13 protein-coding genes are annotated in these 21,312 nt (G+C 67.1%); 1 reads left to right on the forward strand and 12 read right to left on the reverse strand.

Annotated elements, in window-relative coordinates; all coding sequences use genetic code 11:
* Nucleotides 1-9: 9 nt before the first annotated feature.
* The 9 genes from A7E77_RS00775 to A7E77_RS00815 form a co-directional block, all read right to left on the reverse strand.
* On the reverse strand, nt 10-1,371 hold the full coding sequence (locus A7E77_RS00775; RefSeq protein ID WP_063685199.1) for an L-serine ammonia-lyase: 1,362 nt from the start codon (nt 1,369-1,371) through the stop codon (nt 10-12).
* A gap of 3 nt (nt 1,372-1,374) precedes the next feature.
* Nucleotides 1,375-1,815, reverse strand: a complete 441-nt coding sequence (locus A7E77_RS00780) for a sarcosine oxidase subunit gamma (protein WP_078462185.1) — start codon at nt 1,813-1,815, stop codon at nt 1,375-1,377.
* 91 nt (nt 1,816-1,906) lie between these two features.
* Complete coding sequence (locus tag A7E77_RS00785) at nt 1,907-4,888, reverse strand: sarcosine oxidase subunit alpha family protein (protein WP_063685203.1); 2,982 nt, start codon at nt 4,886-4,888, stop codon at nt 1,907-1,909.
* A complete protein-coding gene (locus A7E77_RS00790) occupies nt 4,885-5,169 on the reverse strand; it encodes a sarcosine oxidase subunit delta (protein WP_017979106.1) in 285 nt (94 codons plus the stop codon). The genes A7E77_RS00785 and A7E77_RS00790 overlap by 4 nt, the downstream gene beginning before the upstream one ends.
* 11 nt (nt 5,170-5,180) lie before the next feature.
* Nucleotides 5,181-6,434: a sarcosine oxidase subunit beta family protein gene (locus A7E77_RS00795; RefSeq protein ID WP_063685205.1), complete on the reverse strand. Its 1,254-nt coding sequence runs from the start codon at nt 6,432-6,434 to the stop codon at nt 5,181-5,183.
* Nucleotides 6,434-7,744 carry a serine hydroxymethyltransferase gene (glyA, locus tag A7E77_RS00800; protein ID WP_226341901.1) on the reverse strand — a complete coding sequence of 437 codons (1,311 nt, stop codon included), beginning with the start codon at nt 7,742-7,744 and terminating at the stop codon, nt 6,434-6,436. The genes A7E77_RS00795 and glyA overlap by 1 nt, the downstream gene beginning before the upstream one ends.
* 301 nt (nt 7,745-8,045) lie before the next feature.
* Nucleotides 8,046-9,704: a choline dehydrogenase gene (gene betA / locus A7E77_RS00805; RefSeq protein ID WP_063685207.1), complete on the reverse strand. Its 1,659-nt coding sequence runs from the start codon at nt 9,702-9,704 to the stop codon at nt 8,046-8,048.
* A 10-nt stretch (nt 9,705-9,714) separates the two neighbouring features.
* Nucleotides 9,715-11,727: a betaine-aldehyde dehydrogenase gene (gene betB, locus A7E77_RS00810; protein ID WP_078462187.1), complete on the reverse strand. Its 2,013-nt coding sequence runs from the start codon at nt 11,725-11,727 to the stop codon at nt 9,715-9,717.
* 175 nt (nt 11,728-11,902) lie between these two features.
* A complete protein-coding gene (locus tag A7E77_RS00815; RefSeq protein WP_063685212.1) occupies nt 11,903-13,552 on the reverse strand; it encodes an APC family permease in 1,650 nt (549 codons plus the stop codon).
* A gap of 1,334 nt (nt 13,553-14,886) precedes the next feature.
* Here A7E77_RS00815 and A7E77_RS00820 point away from each other — a divergent pair.
* Complete coding sequence (locus A7E77_RS00820; RefSeq protein ID WP_264177010.1) at nt 14,887-17,019, forward strand: TonB-dependent receptor; 2,133 nt, start codon at nt 14,887-14,889, stop codon at nt 17,017-17,019.
* Between the two features lie 56 nt (nt 17,020-17,075).
* On the opposite strand, the gene A7E77_RS00825 is transcribed toward A7E77_RS00820, so the two are convergent.
* From A7E77_RS00825 to A7E77_RS00835, 3 genes are read right to left on the reverse strand one after another with little or no spacing between them, the layout of a single operon-like run.
* Nucleotides 17,076-19,535 (reverse strand): TonB-dependent receptor, encoded by a 2,460-nt coding sequence (locus A7E77_RS00825; RefSeq protein ID WP_226341795.1) that lies wholly within the window; start codon nt 19,533-19,535, stop codon nt 17,076-17,078.
* Nucleotides 19,536-19,549: 14 nt separating this feature from the next.
* Entirely contained in the window at nt 19,550-20,494 is a 945-nt protein-coding gene (locus A7E77_RS00830) for a quinoprotein relay system zinc metallohydrolase 1 (protein WP_063685217.1), read from the reverse strand.
* Complete coding sequence (locus tag A7E77_RS00835) at nt 20,491-21,276, reverse strand: quinoprotein dehydrogenase-associated SoxYZ-like carrier (protein WP_063685219.1); 786 nt, start codon at nt 21,274-21,276, stop codon at nt 20,491-20,493. The genes A7E77_RS00830 and A7E77_RS00835 overlap by 4 nt, the downstream gene beginning before the upstream one ends.
* Nucleotides 21,277-21,312: the final 36 nt, after the last annotated feature.

The following is a 21,312-nucleotide window of genomic DNA, read 5'->3' on the forward strand; positions in this document are numbered from 1 at the left end:
ATCCACCATTCAGCATTCGGGGAAATTCACGGCAAGGCCGCCCTGCGACGTTTCCTTGTATTTGGCGTGCATGTCGGTGCCGGTGCGCATCATCGTTTCGATGACCTGATCGAGCGAGACGATATGCTTGCCGTCGCCGCGCAGCGCGAGCGAGGCGGCGTTGATCGCCTTCACGGCGCCGAAGGCGTTGCGTTCGATACAGGGCACCTGAACCAGCCCCGCGATCGGATCGCAGGTCATGCCGAGATGATGCTCCATCGCGATCTCGGCGGCATTTTCCACCTGCAGATCGGTCGCGCCCATCACCGCAGCGAGCCCCGCGGCGGCCATCGCGCTCGCCGTCCCCACCTCGCCCTGGCAGCCGACCTCTGCGCCCGAGATCGAGGCGTTGAGCTTGGTCAGCACGCCGATCGCGCTGGCGGTAAGGAGCATGTCGTGCATCCCGGCACGGTCGGCACCGGGCCAGAAATCGCGATAATAGCGCAGCACCGCCGGCACGACGCCGGCCGCGCCGTTCGTCGGGGCGGTGACGATGCGGCCCCCCGCCGCATTCTCCTCGTTCACCGCGATCGCGAACAGGCTGACATGGTCCATGATACTGTGCGGCGCCTGGCGGTTGCGGAAGCGATCGCCGTCCAGCTTCTGCCGCAGCGGGCGGGCGCGGCGCGGCACCTTCAGCCGGCCGGGCAGGATGCCATCGGTCTGCATTCCCCTGTCGATACAGGTCATCATCACGTCGATGATGCGATCGAGATAGGCGTCGAGCTCCGCCGCCGAGGTGCGCGACAATTCGTTCGCGCGCATCACCTCTGCAATGCTGAGACCATGGCAGCGGCAGATGGCGAGGAGTTCTTCGGCGCGCCGGAACGGGAATGGCGGCGGCGCCTCGTCCTCTTCCAGCGTCGCGTCGCCGACCCGGTCTTCGGGAACGATGAAGCCACCCCCGATCGAACACCAGCGTTCGCTGACCACCACCGCCCCATCGGCATCGAACGCGGAGAAGCGCAGCGTGTTGGGATGGACGGGCGTCTCGCTGTCGCGGTCGAACACGATGTCGGTATCGGGATCGAAGGCGATGGCGCGCCCCGCGACGATCAGGCTGCGATCGTTACGCGCCTGCTCCACCACCCGGTCGATCTGCTCCGGCTCGATCGTGTCGGGCAGGAAGCCCGCCAGGCCCAATACGACCGCCGTGTCGGTCGCATGGCCCGTCCCCGTCCAGGCGAGCGAGCCCAGCAGGTCGCAGCGGATGCGGGCGAAGGTCGAGGCCCGCAAGGTGCTGGCGAACGCGTGGGCGGCCCGCATCGGCCCGACGGTGTGCGACGACGACGGCCCGATGCCGATCCGAAACAGGTCCCGTACGCCGAGCATCGCTTACGCCTCGGCCTCGGCGATCCGCAGCAGCCCTTCGACATAGCGGGCGAACGACCGCCACACCTCGATATGGAAGCGGTCGGGCGCGCGGCGCCACAGGACGATTTCCGCCTTGTCGTACATCGTGCGCGTACACATGCCGACGGGGAAGCCGCGCAGCGACAGGTCCAGCGCGCAGCCGCTCGCCAGCAGCGTCTTCGCATCGACGGCGCCGTCTTTCACCTCCAGCGCGACCTGGCGGTGGCTGACGTCGACGAGCGAACACAGGGCATCGCCCAGCCGCGCCTGCAACGAGGCCACCCAATCGTCCGATGCGTCCGGCGCCAGCAGCAACCATTCGTCCGGCCCGAGCCACAGCGCCGACAGCCCGGCAGCCTCGGCGGACCGACAGGCCTCGATCGGCAGCGCGACGCCCAGACGCTCTGCGACCGTGTCGATCATCGTCGCCGGGCAGCGCAAGACGGCGCGGCCAGCATGTCCCAGCGGGCGAATCGACGCGGTGCTGCCTGAGAAAGGCGTGGCGGGAGACAGGTCAGACATCGATGCGGGTGCCTTCCGGATCGTAGAAGATGGGCGAGACGACCTGCACCGCGATCGGCCCTGCCGGCATCGGGATGTGCAGCGTTTCGCCGAGCCGCGCGCGACCGCCGCGCACCAGCGCCAGCGCGATCGGCGCGTTCACCGCCGCGCTGTAATAGGCCGAAGTGACATGGCCGATCGGCGTCGTGGCGGCGGCCGGCGTGACGATCTGTGCGCCTTCCTCCAGCACCGTTCTGCCATCGACGGTCTTGAGGCCGACCAGCTGCTTGCGATCGGGCGCGGACATTGCGGGGCGCGCCAGCGAACGCTTTCCGACGAAATCGGGCTTGGCCTTGCCGATCGCCCAGGAGAGGCCAACGTCGTCGGGGGTGACCGTGCCATCGGTTTCCTGGCCGACGATGATATAGCCCTTTTCGGCGCGCAGGACGTGCATCGTCTCGGTGCCATAGGGGACCATGTCGAACGCCTTGCCCCGCGCCCAGATCGCCTCCCACACCATGCGGCCGTAACCGCTCGGCACGTTCACCTCGAAACCCAATTCGCCCGTGAAGCTGACCCGCATCAGCCGCATCGGCACGCCGCAGATGCGGGCGTCGGCGATGCTCATGTGCGGGAAGGCCTCGGCCGAGACGTCCAGCCCCTCGATCAGCGGCGCGATCACCTCACGCGCGCGTGGGCCCTGCACGGCGATGACCGACCATTGTTCGGTGGTGGAGGTCAGCCAGACGTTGAGGTCAGGCCATTCGGTCTGGAGATAATCCTCCATCATGTTCAGCACGCGCGCCGCGCCGCCCGTCGTGGTGGTGACGTGGAAGCGATCCGCCGCCAGCCGTCCGACCACGCCGTCGTCCATCACGAAGCCGTCCTCGCGCAGCAGCACGCCGTAACGGCATTTGCCGACGCCCAGCTTGGTCCAGGCGTTGACGAAGAAGCGGTTCATGAACTCGGCCGCGTCCGGGCCGACCACTTCGATCTTGCCCAGCGTCGAGGCGTCGAAGATGCCGACGCCCTGCCGGACGGCTACGCATTCGCGCTTCACCGCCGCGTGCATGTCCTCAGCCCTGCGCGGGAAGTAATGCGCGCGGCGCCAGTTGCCGACATCCTCGAACGCGGCGCCATGTTCCCGCGCCCAATCGTTGATCGCGGTGATCCGCGCCGGATCGAACAGATCGCCGCGCGCATGGCCCGCCAGCGTGCCGAACGTCACCGGCGTATAGGGCGAGCGGAAGGTCGTCAGCCCGATCTCCGGGATCGACCGTCCCGTCGCTTCCGACACGATGCCCAGCGCGTTGATGTTGGACAGCTTGCCCTGGTCGGTCGCCATGCCGGTCGTCGTGTAGCGTTTGACATGCTCGATCGACAGGAACCCCTCGCGCGTGGCGAGCATGATGTCCTTGGCGGTCACGTCATTCTGCCAGTCGACGAACGCCTTGGCCTTGGTCAGGTCGCTCGTCGTCGGTGCGGCGCCCATATAGCCGCCCACGCCCTGGGCGTGGCGGACGGACACGGCGGGCACCGCAGCTGATGCGGACGGGGCAAAGCCCGAGGCCGACGCTGCGTCGCGTCCAGCATCGATCCCGTCGGCGATCGCCTCCGCCAGCGCGAAGCGGCCGCGACACGCGCCCGCCGATCGCTCCGCCTCGGCGGAGATGGACGGGAGATAGGCCTGGAGCGCCTCATCCCAGGCGAGCTTGCCGCGCGACTGCGAGAAGAGGTGGACGCTGGGGGTGAAGCCGCCCGCCATCAGCACCGCATCGCAGGGGTAACGGCGCGTCGCCCCATCAGCGGTAATGGTGATCGACGCGACGCGCAGCCCGCCGGTCGTCCCATCGATCTTCGCATTGGTGACGACCGGCAGGCCCGCCTGCCGCGCCGCCTCCGACACGGCGGAGCGGGGACGGATATCCGCGACCGCCGCGACCGTGACGCCTGCCGCCTCCATCTCCTGCGCGACGCGATAGGCATTGTCATGGGCGCCGACGATCGCGATCGTCCGCCCCACCGCAACGCCATATTGCTGCAGATAGGTGCGCGCCGCATCCGCCAACATGATGCCCGGCCGGTCGTTGTCGGGGAACACCAGCGGGCGCTCGATAGCGCCGGTCGCGAGCACCACCTGCGCCGCGCGCACCTGCCACAACCGCTCGCGCGGGCGGCCGGGCGCTGGCGACGCGAGGTGATCGGTCAGCTTCTCGGTCAAACCGATCCAATTGTGCGGATAATAGCCGAAGGCGATCGTGCGGGGCAGCAAGGTGACGTTGGGCAGCGCGGCGAGCGCCGCAAGCGTATCGTCCAGCCAGTCGGCCGCGGGCTGCCCGGCGATGTCGGTATCGACCGCCGCCAGCAGCGATCCGCCGAGCCGCGCGCGATCGTCGCACAGGATCACCCGCGCGCCTGTCTCCGCCGCCTCGCGCGCCGCGACGATGCCGGCGGGGCCGCCGCCGATCACCAGGACGTCGCAATGGGCGTAGCGTTGCGTATAGTGATCGGGGTCGGGATCCGACGGTGCGACGCCCAGCCCGGCCGCCTCGCGGATGCGGGGTTCGTACAGCCGGTCCCACGCCTTTTTCGGCCACATGAACGTCTTGTAGTAGAAGCCGGCCGGAATGAAGCGGCTGAGCAGCTTGTCGTTGACCGCCATGCGGTCGTTTTCCAGGCTGGGGTGCCGGTTCTGGCTGACCGCATCGAGCCCGTCATACAGCTCCACCTGCGTCGCCAGCAGGTTGGGCGCGTAGCGCGCACGGTCGCGCCGAATGCCGACCAGCGCGTTGGGCTCGTCCGCACCTGCGCCCAGAACGCCGCGCGGACGGTGGTATTTGAACGATCGGCCGACCAGATGCACGCCGTTCGCGAGCAACGCGGAGGCGAGCGTATCCCCCTCCCGCCCCGCATAGCGCTTACCGTCGAAGGTGAAGTGGATCGTCGTGTCGCGGATCACGGTGCCGCGCGCGATCCGGTGATCGGCGGTCTTCATGCGTAATCCACCTCCGGGGCCTGTTCGCCGACCTTGTACGTCGCCAGGAAAACGTCGCTGCGCGTGTCGCGGATGGCGTTGAAGAAGCGCCCGCACCCGTGCAGGTGCCGCCACCGTTCGGCGTGCGCGCCCTTCGGATTGGAGCGCGTATAAAGATACGTCGTCCAATCCTCGTCATTCAGATCGGCCGGGCGCACGGGGCGGTCGATATGCGCCTCGCCGGCGTAGCTGAACTCCAGCTCGGGCCGCTGGCCGCAATAGGGACAGGTGATGAGCAGCATCGGTGCGCCTCTCAGTGGGCGACGGCGGCGGCCGCCGCCTCGTCGATCATATAGCCGTCGCGGAAGCGCTCGATCGTATAGGGCGCGTTGATCGCATGCGGCGCGTCGTTCGCGATCGTATGGGCGAGCAGATGCGCCGCGCCCGGCGTCGCCTTGAACCCGCCGGTGCCCCAGCCGCAGTTGACGTACAGGCCCTGCACCGGCGTCTTGGCGATGATCGGCGAGCGATCGGGCGTCACGTCGACGATCCCGCCCCAGCTGCGCAGCATCCGCATCCGGCGGAATTGCGGGAACAGCTCGCAGATCGCCTCCAGCGTATGGGTCGCGATGTGCAGGCCGCCGCGCTGGGTATAGCTTGTATAGGCGTCGGTGCCCGCACCGATCACCAGCTCACCTTTGTCTGACTGGCTCATATAGGCGTGGATGGTGTTCGACATGACGACGCAGGGGAAGATCGGCTTCACCGGCTCCGACACCAAAGCCTGGAGCGGATAGCTTTCCAGCGGCAGGCGGACGCCCGCCATGCCCAGCACGACGCTGGTATGGCCCGCCGCCGAGACCCCGACTCGTTTCGAGGCGATGAAGCCGCGATTGGTCTCGACGCCCGATACCGCACCGGACGCATCGCGGCGGATACCCGTCACCTCGCAATTCTCGATGATATCGACGCCCAGCGCGTCGGCGGCGCGGGCATAGCCCCAGGCGACCGCATCGTGCCGCGCCGTGCCGCCACGCCGCTGGAGCGCCGCGCCCAGCACCGGATAGCGCATGTTGCGCTCGATATTGAGCGGCGGACAGAAGGCCTTGGCCTCTTCGGGTGTCAGCCATTCATTGTCGACGCCGTTGATCCGGTTGGCGTGGACATGCCGCTTGAACACCTGAACGTCATGGATGTTGTGCGCCAGCATCATCACGCCGCGCTGCGAGAACATGACGTTGTAGTTGAGTTCCTGGCTCAACCCCTCCCACATCTTCAGCGCATGGTCATAGAGCGCGGCGCTCTCGTCGAAGAGATAGTTGGAGCGGATGATCGTCGTGTTGCGGCCGGTATTACCGCCGCCGATCCAGCCCTTCTCCAGCACCGCGATGTTGCGCATCCCGAAGGTCTTGGCGAGATAATAGGCCGCCCCCAGCCCGTGCCCGCCGCCGCCAACGATGATCGCGTCATAGGAGGGCTTGGGCGGGGCATTGCGCCACTGGGGCTTCCACCCCTTGTGCCCGCCAAGTCCCTGCCGGAACAGCGAGAATGCGGAGAAGCGCTGCATCAGCCGCGCGCCGTGTCGTAGATCGGATAGCGATCGCACAGGGCGATCACGTCGCCCCGCACCGCGTCGATCAGTGCCTGCGGCACCTCCCCCTCCGACGCGGCGTCGAGGATGCGGTTGATCAGGCGCCCCACCTGCTGGATGGCGGCGACGTCGAACCCGCGGCTGGTCAGGGCGCCGCTCCCCAGGCGAATGCCGGATGTCACGGCGGGTTTCTCCGGATCGAACGGGATGCCGTTCTTGTTGCAGGTGATGCCGGCCTCATCGAGGACCTGTTCGGCGCGCTTGCCGGTCAGCCCCTTGGGGCGCAGGTCGACGAGGACGATGTGCGTGTCGGTGCCGCCCGAGACGATCGAATAGCCGTTGGCAGACAGCACCGCGGCCAGCGCCTGGGCATTCTCGACCACGCGGCGGGCATAGACCTTGAACGACGGACGCAGCGCCTCGCCGAACGCCACCGCCTTGGCGGCGATGACATGCTCCAGCGGCCCGCCCTGGATGCCGGGGAAGATGGCCGAGTTGAACTTCTTGGCCAGCGCCTCGTCATTGGTCAGGATCATGCCGCCGCGCGGCCCCCGCAGCGTCTTGTGCGTCGTGGTGGTGACGACGTGCGCATGGTCGAGCGGATTGGGATGCACGCCACCCGCGACCAGCCCGGCGAAATGCGCCATGTCGACCATCAGCAGCGCGTCGACCGAATCCGCAATCTCGCGGAACCGCGCAAAATCGATCTGGCGGGGATAGGCCGATCCGCCCGCGATGATCAGCTTCGGGTGATAGTCGCGGGCCAGCTCGGCGACCGCGTCATAGTCGATCCGCTGATCCTCCTCGCGCACGCCATAGGGGATGGCGTTCAGCCACTTGCCCGAAAAGGTCGGCGCCGCGCCGTGGGTCAGGTGGCCGCCATGCGCGAGGCTCATGCCCATCAGCGTCTCGCCGGGCTTCAGCAGCGCGAACTGTACCGCCATATTGGCCTGTGCGCCCGAGTGCGGCTGAACGTTGGCGAACTTGGCGCCGAACAGCCGGCACGCGCGATCGATCGCGAGCTGCTCGGTGACGTCGACATGCTCGCACCCGCCGTAATAGCGGCGGCCCGGATAGCCTTCCGCATATTTGTTGGTCAGGACGGAGCCCTGTGCCTGCAACACGGCGGTGGAGACGATATTTTCCGACGCGATCAGTTCCAGCTTGTCGCGCTGCCGGCCGAGTTCAGCGATGATGGCGGCATCGACCTCGGGGTCCGCCTCGCGCAACGCGCCGCCGAAAAACGCCGCTGTCGCGAAGGCCGGATCGGCGTCACCGCTGCGCATGCTCATCTCCGCCATGATGGCTCCCCCGTCATCGTCGAGCGCAGGATGAGGGCTCGCCGTCCGCACCGCCGGGACAAGCGCGTCGCGCACCACGCAGATTTGCGACACCGTCCATCGGGGGGGCCAAGTGACGAGGGACACGCGCAAAACATCAGGCGCAGACCTGCGCCTGCGCCTGATGTGTGGTGTTGTCGGTGACGCTGTTGCGGCGAGCGCGCCCGCGGGGAATATGGATCAGCGATCCCGTACGATCCCGACGCGCGGTTGCGATGGGGCCTGTGTCACGCGATGTGGCTTATGCCTAGCGCTGCCGCGCTTCCCATCCCTTGGAGCGGTAATATTCCGCATTCGAGGCGGACAGCGCCGGACGCCCCAGAATGTGATCGGCCGCCTTCTCGCCGATCATGATCGTCGGCGCGTTGAGGTTGCCGGTCGTGATCGACGGCATCACCGAGGAATCGACCACGCGCAGGCCCTCGATGCCATGCACCCGCAGCATGGGATCGACCACCGCCATCGGGTTCGACGCCTCGCCCATCGCGCAGGAGCAGGACGGATGATAGGCACTTTCGACGTGCGTGCGGACGAAGGCGTCGATCGCCGCGTCGTCGGTGACGTCCGCACCAGGCTGGATCTCACGCCCCGCATACGGAGCCATCGCCGGCTGGGCGAAGATCTCGCGCGTCAGGCGCACGCATGCGCGCATCTCGGTCCAATCGTCCGGATGGCTCATATAGTTGAAGCGGATCGACGGCTTGTCCGCCGGATCGGCGCTGCGCAGGCGGACATGGCCGCGGCTCTTGGATCGCATCGGCCCGACATGCGCCTGGAACCCGTGGCCGGTCGCGAGCGACGATCCGTCGTAGCTGACCGCCAGCGGCAGGAAGTGATATTGGATGTCCGGATAGGCGACGCCGGCACGGCTGCGGATGAAGCCGCAGCTTTCGAAATGATTGGTCGCACCCAATCCGCTTTTCCCGAACAGCCAGCGCGCGCCGATCAGCGCCTTCCGCAGCGGATGCATCGCCGGATAGAGGGTGATCGGTTGATTGGATTCGATCTGAAAATAGAATTCCAGATGGTCCTGCAAATTCTCGCCAACGCCCGGAAGATGATGGACCGGCGTAATCCCATGCGCGCGCAATTCGTCGGCCGGGCCAATCCCCGAAAGCTTCAGCAATTGCGGCGAATTGATCGGCCCGCCTGCCAAGATCACTTCGCGCCGGGCGTGGACGACCGTCTCCACGCCATTGCGGCGATAGACGATCCCCGTCGCCCGTCGCCCTTCGAGGACGATGCGGCTGGCCAGCGCATGGGTCACCACCGTCAGGTTCGGGCGGCGCATCGCCGGTTTGAGATAGGCGCTGGCGGCGCTCCAGCGGCGTCCGCGATGGACGGTCATGTCCATCCGGCCGAAGCCTTCCTGCTGGTAACCGTTGATGTCCGCCGTTTCGGGATAGCCCGCTTCGCGCGCGGCATCGATGAAGGCGCGATACAGCGGATTGGCCAATTGGCCATATTGCGTGTGGAGCGGCCCGGCGTCGCCGCGCCAGGCGTCCCCGCCTTCCTGCCGCGTTTCCGCGCGCCGGAAATAGGGCAGCACATGGCGATAGCCCCAGCCGGTCGCCCCTTCCCCTTCCCACCGATCGAAATCGGCGGGATTGCCGCGCACATAGACCATGCCATTGATCGAAGACGAACCGCCGATCACCTTGCCGCGCGGCGTGTGCAGCCGTCGACCGCCCAGATGCGGCTCCGGCTCCGTCTCATATTGCCAATTGTAGCGCGCCATGTTCATCGGGATCGACAGCGCGCTGGGCATCTGGATGAAGACCGATCGATCGGACCCGCCCTGTTCGAGCACCAGCACGCTATGCCGTCCATCCTCGGTCAACCGCGCGGCGAGCACGCACCCCGCCGATCCGGCGCCGACGATGATGTAATCGAAGCTGTCGGTCATCAGCGCTACCTCAATAGGGGCAGTCGATGTCGGCCATCGCGACATAGACGCTTTTCAGACGGGTATAATGTTCGATGGCGGCCAGCCCGTTCTCACGCCCGAGGCCAGAGGCCTTGTAGCCGCCGAACGGCAGCTCGATCGGGGTGACGTTGTACTGGTTGATCCAGCACGTCCCGGCCTCCAGCCGCGCGATCACGCGATGCGCCCGCGTGATGTCGGCGGTGAAGACGCCCGCGGCGAGCCCGAATTCGGTCGCATTGGCACGGGCGACGACCTCGTCCTCGTCGTCGAACGGCAGCACCGTCATCACCGGGCCGAACACCTCGTCGCGCACGATCGAGGCGCGGTCGTCCTGCGCGACGAAGATCGTCGGCGCGACGAACCAGCCGCGCGCCAGATCGCCATCGGTCAGCCGCTTGCCGCCCGCCAGCAGCCGCACGCCCTCGCGCCGCGCTCGCTCGATATGGCCGAGCACGATGTTCATCTGCGTCTCGGACACCAGGGGCCCGATCTGCGTCGCGGGATCGAGCGGATCGCCGACGACCAGGCGCGCGGTGCGCGCCGCCAGCCGCTCCAGAAAGGCGTCCAGCACCGATCGGTGGACGAAGACGCGGGTGCCGTTCGAACAGACCTGCCCGGTGGAATAGAAGTTGGCGAGCATCGCACCGGACACCGCATTGTCGAGCGCGGCATCCTCGAACACGATCAGCGGCGACTTGCCGCCCAGCTCCAGCGTCACCGCCTTCAGCCCCGGCGCGGCCGCCGCCATCACCGCCCGCCCCGTCGGCACCGATCCGGTCAGCGAAACCTTGGCGATGTCCTTATGGGTGACGAGCGCGCGGCCGAGCGGACCATAGCCCTGCACGACCTGGAATATGCCATCCGGCAGCCCGGCGTCGCGGAACACCGACTCCAGCGCCGCAGCGGTCAACGGGGTCTGCTCGGCGGGCTTGAAGATCATCGCATTGCCGCACGCCAGCGCGGGCGCCGCCTTCCAGCAGGCGATCTGCAACGGATAGTTCCACGCGCCGATGCCGGCGACGACGCCCAGCGGCTCGCGCCGGGTATAGCCGAACGCTTCCGCGCCCAGATCCAGATGCTGCCCCGCCACCGTGGCGGCGACGCCGGCATAATATTCCAGGCAATCGGCACCCGACAGGACGTCGACCGCCTCGGTCTCCTGCACGGGTTTGCCCGTGTTGAGCGTTTCGATCCGCGCCAGCTCGACGTTGCGCTCGCGCAGGATGTCGGCGGCGCGGCGCAGGATGCGGCCGCGGTCGCGCGGCGCCAGTGCCGCCCATCCCGGTTGCGCGGCGCGGGCGCGGGCGACGGCAGCCTCCAGCGCAGGCGTGTCCGTCACCGCGATGCGCGCCAGCGCCTCTCCCGTCGCGGGATTGCAGGGCACGATCTCGCGGCGCGGCGGCGCGGCAGCCGGCATGGCGGCGAGGCGGCTGTCGACGAACGATCCCAGCAAATGGCGCGCGCTGTCGCCGTCGATCTCGCTCCACCCGGACAGCGCGCCGCGCAGCCATACGCCATCGATCATCGCCGCGATCGTCGCCGCGAGCGCGGGCGCCTCCTCGGCCGGCACCAGTGCGCGGAGCGGATGGCGCAGGTTGGACAGCATGCGGCGCTGATAGACGTGCTGGATGCGGAACAGGCGCGGCTGGTGCCGGACGTGTCCCCAAAAGGCCAGCCAGACCTTGCTGGTCGTGCCGTCGAGCTCCTCGGGCGCGAGGTTCGTGTCGATCACCGCCTGCAGACGCTCGCGCGGCCCCTCCGCCTGCGCAAGACGCAGGCGGAGCCGTGCGCCGAGGCGCGACAGGAGCAGGCGGAACGCCGCCTCCAGCAGCCCTTCCTTGTCGCCGAAATAATGCGCCACCAGCCCCGGCGACACGCCCGCGCGCCCCGCGATCTGGATCAGCGTCGTGCCGACGAACCCCACTTCGGACAGGCTGTCGATCGTCATTTCGACGAGCTGTCTGGCGCGGCCATCGTCAGCGATCGGCGAGGAACGGGGCATAAGCAACAGGTCCTGATCAGGCGTTCAATGTTGGAGCGGCGCAGCCACAAGCGTGCTGTGATTCGAAGAAGACGCCGCCATCGACAGTGTGAGCCTGCGTTGAACGGCCAGTCAATGCCTGTATCGTGACGTGGCATCTATCTGGGCGCTGACGCAGCTGCATGGGACAGTCATGTCACCCCGGCAGCACGGACAGGTGGTGCGACACCCCGATCACCACCGCGGCAAGCGCCAGCGCGGCGAAGGGCAGGATGCCGGCGCGCGGCGGATCAGGCAGCCGCGCCTCCTCGGGTTGCGCGGCGGCGGGGAACCGGCCGCCGTCCTGGATGTAATGGCGGAAGACGAAGACCGGCAGGATCAGGGCCGCGGCGATGAGGCCGTTGCGCAAGGTGCCGGGGCCCCACACCTCCGCCCCCGCGCCGAGCAGCACCAGATTGACGAAGCCCAACGCGGCCCCCACGCCGAGCAGCCACGTCGGCGCACGGAACGGGCGCGGCCAGTGCGGCCGGTCGATGCGGTGGATCCAGCCGGCCTGCAGATTGAGGAAGATGAAGATCATGTAGCAGACGTTGGACAGCATCAGGACCATGAAATAGTCCGACATCATCAGCAGGATCAGGTTGAAGGCCAGATCGGTCCACATCGCCGCGGTCGGCGCGCCGTGGCGATTGACCCACGACAGATACCGCGGCAGCCAGCCGTCGACCGAAGCCTGATACAGCGTGCGCGACGATCCCATCATCGACGACATGACGATCAGCAGCAGCGCCAGAATGAACATCGCAATGAACAGGTTGGTGACGATCACGCCGCCCTTGACGATGCTCGCCAGCGCCAGCGCCACGCCCGTCCCGTCATAGATGGCGGGGTTCGTCATGCCGCTCAATCCCAGCGAGGCCTGGAATGCCAAAGGAACGAGCGTGAAGACCGCCAGGCACAGCAACCCCGCCGAGATGATCGCCTTATAGGTGTCGCGGGCGGGGTCCTTGAATTCGCGCACGTAGCAGACTGCGCCTTCGAAGCCGTAGGTCGACCAGCCGGCGCCGAACAGGCCCGCCGCCAGCAACGTCAGCCCGGCGGCATTCCAGCTGCCGAAGCCGATATGGCCCGCCGCATCGCGCACGATCGGCAGCAGCGGAAACAGATGGTCGGACGGCAGATCGCCCGTCACGATCGGCACCAGTCCGACCAGCAGCAGCGGGCAGAGGCAGACGAGCGCCAGCACCTTTTGCGTGCCGGCCGCGCGGGCCGCGCCCTGATGCTGCAACAGGAAGGTCATGAGCAGGAACCCGGCGGCGATGATCGCGACCGCGTTGATGCGCAGCGTCAGCCCGGGTTTGACGGCGCTGAGATCAAGCAGCGTGAGGTGCCACGTATTGATCGCCGCATCCGCCGGGAACAGGCTGGTCAGGACGTAACCGGCGGCCAGCCCCGTGCCCAGCGCCAGGACCGGAGACCAGGCGAGCCAATTGCACCAGACGGACACGGGCGCGACGAACTTGCTATATTTGATCCAGGCCGCCGCGCCATACACCGAGGCGCCGCCGGACTTGTCGGGATACAGGCCGGCGATTTCGGCATAGACGAAGCATTGCAGGAAGCCGATCAGCACCGAGACGATCCACACGGCCCAGGACGCCTGCCCGACCACCGTGGACACGCCGCCCATCGTCAGCAGCACGCCGGCCGGAACGCCGCTGATCGCCCAGAACGCCCCCCGCCAATCCAGCGCACGCAGCAGCGTCGGGCGCGACGAACCGCCTGTGGCGTGCCGGGCAGCGACCCCGCCGTCATACGGTTCCGCGATCATCACCTCGTCCGCCATTCCGCCGCCCCCTTTTGATTTTGTACGGACCAGAGTCATGCGACCGACGCGTCACGCGCCGCCAGCACCCTCTGCCACCCGAAAGACATCATCCGTCACCGCCCATGTGTCCGAGATTGCCGGTCCACGACCGGACGCGGGGGCGCCGGCGGACCGAGCCGCGATGGCTCCGCCCGTCGATCGTCCGCGACGTCTCGGTGTCCGGCGCAGGGCCGGCTATGGACTGATGACTGGTCTGCCCGCATCGTCGCAGGCGGCACGCAACGGCATTTCGCATTCCGCACCTGCTCCCATGAAGGTCCAGTACGGCCGGATTCGGCGTTCAAATCTTCGCCGGTGACGAAATTATTGCAAGATGCCTTGTTCGGTTGAACGATCAATCAGCAGCATGCATGATGAGTATAAGAGAGCGTTATACAGCCTCGAGCAGCTATGGATCGGCATGCCTCGCGCCGACTGGCTGCCAATAGCTAAGCGTCCACTTTTCGATATTAATTGATCGATTATTCAACGACTAAAGGCTGAGGCGCCCCGACGGCGCGGTATATGCCGCGACGCCAACCAGCGGAGCGTTAGCAATCGCCCCTGTCACTGCCCGTGCTCAGCGACCTAAGCCCGCGAGGACACAGCAATTTATTGCGATTGTGAGGGGCCAAGGGAGGCCATCGACCGCCCCAGGACCCCATCATGACGGCAGAAACCGCACGACGGCGCGACGCCACAAACGAACGTCAGAGGAGCCGCTACGCATATGCCCGACCTTCATCGAAAGGCAGCAAAAGTCCGGAATTATCAAATACAAACCGCTTAACTTCTCAGAAAACACCAGCACATCCAGAGATCGATTTGCTGCTCTACAGAGCAATTTTGATATGCTCCATCCTTACTTCAGTAACATTCCCCCTATATCAGCATCGCGGCGATGATCCGCCGCGCGACCCCCGCCAGCGATGTCGCATCTATACTGTGTTACTGTCGAATCCATTCAATCCGTTCCATCGCATCGTCGCAGGATAGTCGTCGATAAAGATCGGGGAGAGGCGGACTATCGACGTGCCGGTGTCACGATTGACCTTTCCCCAGTCGGGATGCCCGCCACACCAAAAGGGGGTCATTCCATGCATCGCGAACACCGTTCGGGCGATCTTCGCCGCCTGTTGCTGTCTACGGTTACGACATGTGCCGTCTTGGCATGGTCCCCGATCGCTGCCGCGCAGGACAAGGAACACTCCGAGGAACATTCCAAGGATCAGGCCAAAGACTCGGACGACATCGTCGTCACGGCCCAACGGCGTGAACAAAAACTACAGGATGTCGGTATCGCCGTATCGGTAATGACGGCGGATTCGCTGCGCGACATGAACGTGCAGACTGCGACGGATCTGACGCGCGCCGTGCCGGAATTGAAGATGAACGCCTATTCCAGCTCGCAGGTGGTGTTCAACATTCGCGGCGTGTCGCAGAACGATTATGGCGACCAGCAGGAGCCGCCCGTCGCCGTCTATCAGGACGACAGCTATTCCAGCTCGATCAACCTCGCCAGCTTCCCGACCTTCGACCTCGCACGGGTCGAGGTGCTGCGTGGGCCGCAGGGAACGCTGTTCGGCCGCAACGCGACTGGCGGCGCGGTGCAGTTCATTTCCAACCAGCCGACCCGCGAGCTGGACGGCTACGGCTCCGTCACGGTCGGAAGCTATGGGCAGATCATCACCGAAGGCGCCGTGTCGGGGCCGCTGACCGACAATCTCCAGGTCCGCGTCGCTGGCACCCGCAACCGGGACAAGGGGTACATCCGCAATATCAACCCAGGCGAGCCTGCCCGCGGCGCCAACAATCACTGGGCCTTGCGCGGCATCGTAGCATGGCAGCCCAATGCCGATATCGAATCGACGCTGACGCTGCGCTACATGCGCGCCGACAAGGAACGGCAGGCCGGTCTGTATTCACTGGTCGCGAGCTGTCCCAATGCCCGGCTGCAAGGCGAGGTGCTGGCCCCCGATCGCAGCTGCGCCTATTGGGGGACCGGCCCGGGCGAAACGGGCGCGGGCTATCGCAACGACGCGATCAATCCCGCGCGGGGTGGCGATCCGTACAAGACGGCGGCGACCGATCCCAGCTATGTCGATCGCAAGGTGTTCGGCGCAGACCTGAAGATCCAGGCACGCGTCTCGGATGCGGTGACGCTGGTCACGATCACCGATTACCAGCACGGCGACAAATTCTACACCGAAGACGGCGATTCCTCGCCCGCCAGCGGCGTGTATTTCACGCAAGGATCGCGGATCGACCAATGGTCGCAGGAAGTCCGTCTGCAGGCCGATCTGGGCGCCAATCAGCTGACGGCCGGCGCCTTTGCCATGTCGATCGACGGCGATTATACCGGCAAATACGCCTCGCTGTTCTACGGCTACGACCCCACCGTCGCCTTTTCGCAGAACACGCGGTCCTACGCCTTCTTCGTGCAGAACGAGTGGAAGGTTGCCGATCGCGTGACGCTGGTCGGTGGCCTGCGCTATTGGAACGATCGCAAGACCGGGCGGTATTTCGGGTCGGAGCCCAGCACCGGCGTGTCGATCATCTTCAACCCGCGCCAGGTCGCCTATGGCTCGTTCGGCGTGATCCAGCCGCGGACCGGCATCACCGCGACGCCGGCCGATGCCACCCCTGTGTTCGACGGGGTCACCGCGCGTGCGCTGATCAACTACAAGCCGACCGACCAAGTGCTGCTGTATGCGAGCTATAACCGTGGGTCGAAGAGCGGCGGCTTCACCTTCTCGACGGGCACGCCCTTCCCCGGATCGGAGGCGGCGGCGCTGAACGGCATCAATTATCGGCCCGAAACGCTCAACGCCTGGGAAGTCGGCGCCAAGACGCGGCTTGCGCCGGGCACGACGCTGAACCTGTCGGCCTTCTACTACGATTATCAGAATTATCAGGCCTTCGCCCAATATTCGACGGTGCAGACGGTCGTGAACCTGCCCGCAAAATCCGCGGGGCTGGAGGTCGAGTTCGCGACGCGCCCGATCCGGGGCCTGACGCTACAGGCCAATGCGTCGTTCCTCGACACGAAGGTCCGCAACGTCGAACTGCCCGATCTGGTGACCGTGGAAGACCACCGCCTGCCGCAGGCGCCAAGCTTTTCGGGCAACCTGCTGGCGCGATACGAGTTCGCGGTCGCGGGCGGCACCGCCTCGCTACAGGCGGATGCGCAGCATTCGAGCAGCTTCTGCTTTACGGTGCTGTGCGCGCCAGTCGAGCGGGAGCGGGCGTACACGGTTGCCAATGCGCGCATCGGCTTTGCCGGCCCGGCGGACCGCTGGGACATCGCTCTGTTCGTCAACAACCTGTTTTCCGAGCGTTATCGCGTCTACGGTTATGACAATACGCTGTTCGACGGGACGGTTTCCGGCGTCTACGCCAAGCCCCGCACGTGGGGGCTGACCGGGACGGTGCATTTCGGCGGCTGATGACCGGCGGCGCCGCGCGGGACGCGATGGGATCGCATCCGCGCGGCGCTGCCCGTTCAGAAACCCAGCCGCATGCCGAACTGCGCCGAGCGCGGCGCGCCGGGTGCCTGAAACGACGCGTGCAGCAACGGCCGTTCGCCGTCGATCACCGGCGCGGCAAACGGCCGTGCGACGAACCGGCCGGACGCATCGAAGGCGGTCGCGCCGAGCTGCGCCGCGGTCGTGTAGCGCTTGTCGAACACGTTGCTCACCTGGACGTAGAGCGTGATGCCCCTGCCCGGTCGCACCTCTGCCGCGGCATTGGCCACCGCATAGGGGCGGGTGCGCCCGTCCCCCAGATAATAGACGCCGTCGGCCCGATGCGCGCCATTTTCATTGCCGCGCGCGATCACACCCGCGCTGGCGACGACGTCCGCGGAGAGCGTCAGCCAGCGTGTGGCATCGACCGTCACGGCACCTTTGAGCAGGTGACGCGGGATCAACGGGATTCGGTCGCCGCGCGCGATGGCGATCGTGCCGTCGAAGCCCGGTGCGGGACCGTCGTTGCTGCTGTTGCCGGCGCCGCCAACCGTCTCGGCGCTGCGATAGGTCGCGTCGAGCAAGGTGTAATGCGCCGACAGCCCGATCGCACCCCGTCGTGCCGACAGATCGAGGTCCGCACCCTGCCGCCGGGTACGGCCGAAGTTGCGGAAATAGCCGAAGCCGGTCTGGTCGCTGGCGACGAACAGGATGTCGTCGCGGCTGACGGTGCGGAACGCGCCCGCCCTCAGCCGGACAGTGCCGTGCGTCAGCGTTACCCCGCCCTCCACCGTCTGCGCGACGACCTGCGCGAGTGGCGGATCGCCGGCGAGCGCATTCGGCAGGCGGCACGGGCTGCGAGGGTCGGCACAGCCCAGCTCGATCGCCGACGGCGCGCGGCTGGTCCGGGCGACCGCCAGATCGATTGCCACCGGTTCCAGCGGGGTCCAGCGCAGCGCGACTGCGGGATTGAAGCGCTGGAAGCGGTGATCGCCATCCAGCGATCCCGTGCCACCGCCCGGTGTGATCCGGTCGCGGTTGCGCACGATCGTCCGGTCGAACCGACCCGACAGATCGACATGGAGCGTCGGCGTGACGTCGAGCCCGTCGAGCGCGTAGAGACTGACGACGCGGGTGCCTGCGGACAGATCGACGCGCGCATCGAACGCATTTTCCGACGCCTGCGACCCGTCGGCGAAGGCCCCTGGCCCCGCCACCGCGACCACGCCACGATCGGGGGTCAGATAGCCGAATTGCGACAATTGGGTGAAGTCGGCATGCCCATCGACATAGGCCGCGCCCAGCGTCAGTCGGTTCGCACCGGCGGTCCACGTCAGCTCCGCCGTCGCGCCCCATTCGCGCTGCCGGGTCGCGGTGCGGTTGACCAAGCCGTTGCATTTCTCGTTCGGCTCGCTGTTCAGCAGCACGTTGGCGATGCAGCGCCAGCGTGGGAACGGCGTGTTCGCCTGCGTTTCGCCGGATGTGGGGACGTCCGAATAGCCCGCCGTCGCCAGAGCGGCGCGCTCTGCGGCATTGGGTTGGTACAGGTTTTCGCCCAACGCGCCTTCGTTGACGTCGCCGTTGACCGTGCGGGTGCGGATGCCGCGGTAGAAGGCGTTGGCGGACAGCATCAGCCGGTCCGACAGCTGCTGCGACAGCGTCGCATTGCCGCACCAGCCGCGATTCCGCGTCGTGTCGGGATGCGTATAGACGCTCGCCGGCTCCTGCGCGAGCAGCCGCATCTCCTGCAGGCCGTTACCGTTGAGGTCGCTGTCGGCGAAACCGCCCGACAGCGCGATATCGGTGCCGCCATCGGCCCAGCCGACCTTGCCGAACAGCTGGCCGGCGCGCGACGGCGAAAAATCGCGCCAGCCCCTTTCGCGAAAATAATCGGCAGAGGCGAACCAATGCCAGCTCTTGTGCGTCCCGCCGACGGTTGCGCGCGTGGCCGAGCGGCCGAAACTGCCATAGCCGATGTCGGCGGTCATGCCCGGATCGGATCGGCCGTCCTTAGTGCGGATTGCCAAAGCGCCGCCCAGCGAATTGCGCCCGAACAGCGGGTTCGCGCCCGGCACCAGCGTCGTCGATCGGATCGCGGAGGTTGGGATCAGATCCCAGCTGACCACGTCGCCGAACGGCTGGTTCATGCGGATGCCGTCGAAGTAGACGGACAGGCCCTGCGGCGTGCCGAGCAGCGGCGAGGCGGTGAAGCCGCGATAATTGATGTCGGGTTGCAGCGGATTGCCCTGCACCTCGTTGACGAACACACCCCCGGCCAGTCTGCGCAGATAGTCGGACAGGTCCAGCGCATGGCTGCGCGCGATCTGTTCGTCAGATACGTGCTGCGCGGGATAGCCGACGATATCCTCGCCCGGATCGACCAGCGGCGTGCCGACGATCACCAGCGGCTCGCCCCCGTCCTGCGCTGCGGGGTCGAGCGTCTGCGCCGCGGCCGGTGTCGCGATCAGCGCGGTCGCAGCGAGAAGACCATAGCGCATCGGACGCACCCCCGTCATCGCGCATCGACCCGCGGTAGCAGCGTGCGCTCCAGCGTCGGATAGAAATGCGCGACCGAGCGCTGCAATTCGTATCGCGCCGCAGCCAGCGTCGCGAACCGGGGCGGGATCGGCAGATCGCCCGCCTCCACCATGTCGAGCCCGTCTGTCACCGCCCGGCGCAGCGCGGCGTCGAGCCAGTCGATCCAGTCGCGGGTCTGGTCGATGGCGGTGGTGGGCGTCGGGTCGAACGGGCCATGGCCGGGGATCAGCGTGCGATGCCCCAGCCCCTTCAGCGTATCGAGCGAGCGCCGCCACGTCGGCAGATCGGCATGCGGCGTCGAGGGCGCGCGATCGTGGAAGACGAGATCGCCGGCCACCAGCGTCCCCGTCGCCTCGTCGAGGATGGCGAGATCGTCGGCGCTATGCCCCGTCAGCGGCAGCATGCGGAACGTCCGCCCACCCACGACCTCCTGCGGGCTCGACACGACGTGACGCGGGATGCGCAGCTCGGTGCCGCGCATCCAGTCACCCAGCAGGCGGTACATGCCATCGGAAAAGCCCGGCCCGTCGCGCGTCAGCGTCGCGATCAGTCCCGGCGTTGCTGCGACGATCGCCGGCGCGAACGCCGCGTCGCCATAGCTGTGGTCGGGATGGAGGTGCGTCAGGTAGACGCGCGCCACGGGCTTGCCCGTCAGCGTCTTCGCCAGCGCCTGCAACGCCTCGCCATAGCGTAGCGACGGTCCCGCATCGATCAGCACCGGACCGGCATCGGTGGCGATCAGCGTGATGTTGGCGATCGCGCCGCCATTGTCGCGCGCGATCGGCGCATCGGCCCCGCGGATCAGCCAGAGGCCGTCCCCAACCGTGTGCGGGGTCAGGCGATAGGCCAGCGCCTGTCCCAGCACCGGCGCGGCGAGGGCGGCGCCCGCCGCGGCGATCAGTGTCCGCCGATCGATCATGCGGCGGGACCGCCGCGATCCGCCAGCGTGCCGCGATAGTCGATGCCGTTGGTGTCGCGCGCGTGGAAGCGCACCATCTCGCCCGTTCGCGCGTGCGGCAAGAGCGTCAGCACTGGGTCCTCGGCCACCGCGGCCTGCATCGCGACTATGCCGAGCGACCGGCCATCCGCGCCGGTCAACGTCAGCTGATCGATATAATAGCTCGCGATGTTGGCGACGAAGCCGGTGTCCATCGGGTGGCGGAAGGCGATCTGCGCGCGTGGACCCGTCGCGGTCCGCCACAGGCCACCGCGCACCTCGCCCAGATGCTGCGCCCAGTCGCCGCTGACCCGGCTGGCCGGCGGCGCCGAACAGCCGCCGCCCGCCGCATCGATCCAGCCGCCCGACACCAGCCACGATCCGTCGGCGAGCTGCACCGCCCCGCGTACCGGCGTGCGTTGATCGAGCTTGATCCGCGTCGCGATGAACGGCTCGGCATCGTCCAGCCGATAGTCGATCGGCAGCTGGATCGGGTTGAGATCGACAAGAATGATGATCCGCTTGACGTCGGCGATGCCCCGCGCGTCGACCTCGACCGGGAAGACGCGCTGGTTTTCGGCGATGTCCGGGAAGCGCACCTTGACGCGCGGATCGAAGGCGACGCGGGCGCCGGCGCCAAACGCCTGATCGGCGACGAAATCCCACATCGGCGATGCCAGCGGATCGGCCGGCAACGTGGCGGAAGCCGGGGCGGAGACGGCGACAAGCAGTGCCGTGACGAGAGAGCGTGATGCGATCCTCATCCCTAAGTCTGGTAGGCAGGTCGCCCGTCCGCGACC

The organism is Sphingomonas sp. NIC1, assembly GCF_001638925.1.
Taxonomy (GTDB): domain Bacteria; phylum Pseudomonadota; class Alphaproteobacteria; order Sphingomonadales; family Sphingomonadaceae; genus Sphingomonas; species Sphingomonas aquatilis.

Excerpts from the sequence above, each read along its gene's own strand:
- A7E77_RS00780 (WP_078462185.1), bottom strand. The coding sequence starts at position 1,815 with ATGATCGACACGGTCGCAGAGCGTCTGGGCGTCGCGCTGCCGATCGAG.
- A7E77_RS00785 (WP_063685203.1), bottom strand. The coding sequence starts at position 4,888 with ATGAAGACCGCCGATCACCGGATCGCGCGCGGCACCGTGATCCGCGAC.
- glyA (WP_226341901.1), bottom strand. The coding sequence starts at position 7,744 with ATGCGCAGCGGTGACGCCGATCCGGCCTTCGCGACAGCGGCGTTTTTC.
- betA (WP_063685207.1), bottom strand. The coding sequence starts at position 9,704 with ATGACCGACAGCTTCGATTACATCATCGTCGGCGCCGGATCGGCGGGG.
- A7E77_RS00835 (WP_063685219.1), bottom strand. The coding sequence starts at position 21,276 with ATGAGGATCGCATCACGCTCTCTCGTCACGGCACTGCTTGTCGCCGTC.
- A7E77_RS00790 (WP_017979106.1), bottom strand. The coding sequence starts at position 5,169 with ATGCTGCTCATCACCTGTCCCTATTGCGGCCAGCGGCCCGAGCTGGAG.
- A7E77_RS00775 (WP_063685199.1), bottom strand. The coding sequence starts at position 1,371 with ATGCTCGGCGTACGGGACCTGTTTCGGATCGGCATCGGGCCGTCGTCG.
- A7E77_RS00815 (WP_063685212.1), bottom strand. The coding sequence starts at position 13,552 with ATGGCGGACGAGGTGATGATCGCGGAACCGTATGACGGCGGGGTCGCT.
- A7E77_RS00795 (WP_063685205.1), bottom strand. The coding sequence starts at position 6,434 with ATGCAGCGCTTCTCCGCATTCTCGCTGTTCCGGCAGGGACTTGGCGGG.
- A7E77_RS00830 (WP_063685217.1), bottom strand. The coding sequence starts at position 20,494 with ATGATCGATCGGCGGACACTGATCGCCGCGGCGGGCGCCGCCCTCGCC.
- A7E77_RS00825 (WP_226341795.1), bottom strand. The coding sequence starts at position 19,535 with ATGCGCTATGGTCTTCTCGCTGCGACCGCGCTGATCGCGACACCGGCC.
- betB (WP_078462187.1), bottom strand. The coding sequence starts at position 11,727 with ATGCCCCGTTCCTCGCCGATCGCTGACGATGGCCGCGCCAGACAGCTC.
- A7E77_RS00820 (WP_264177010.1), top strand. The coding sequence starts at position 14,887 with ATGACGGCGGATTCGCTGCGCGACATGAACGTGCAGACTGCGACGGAT.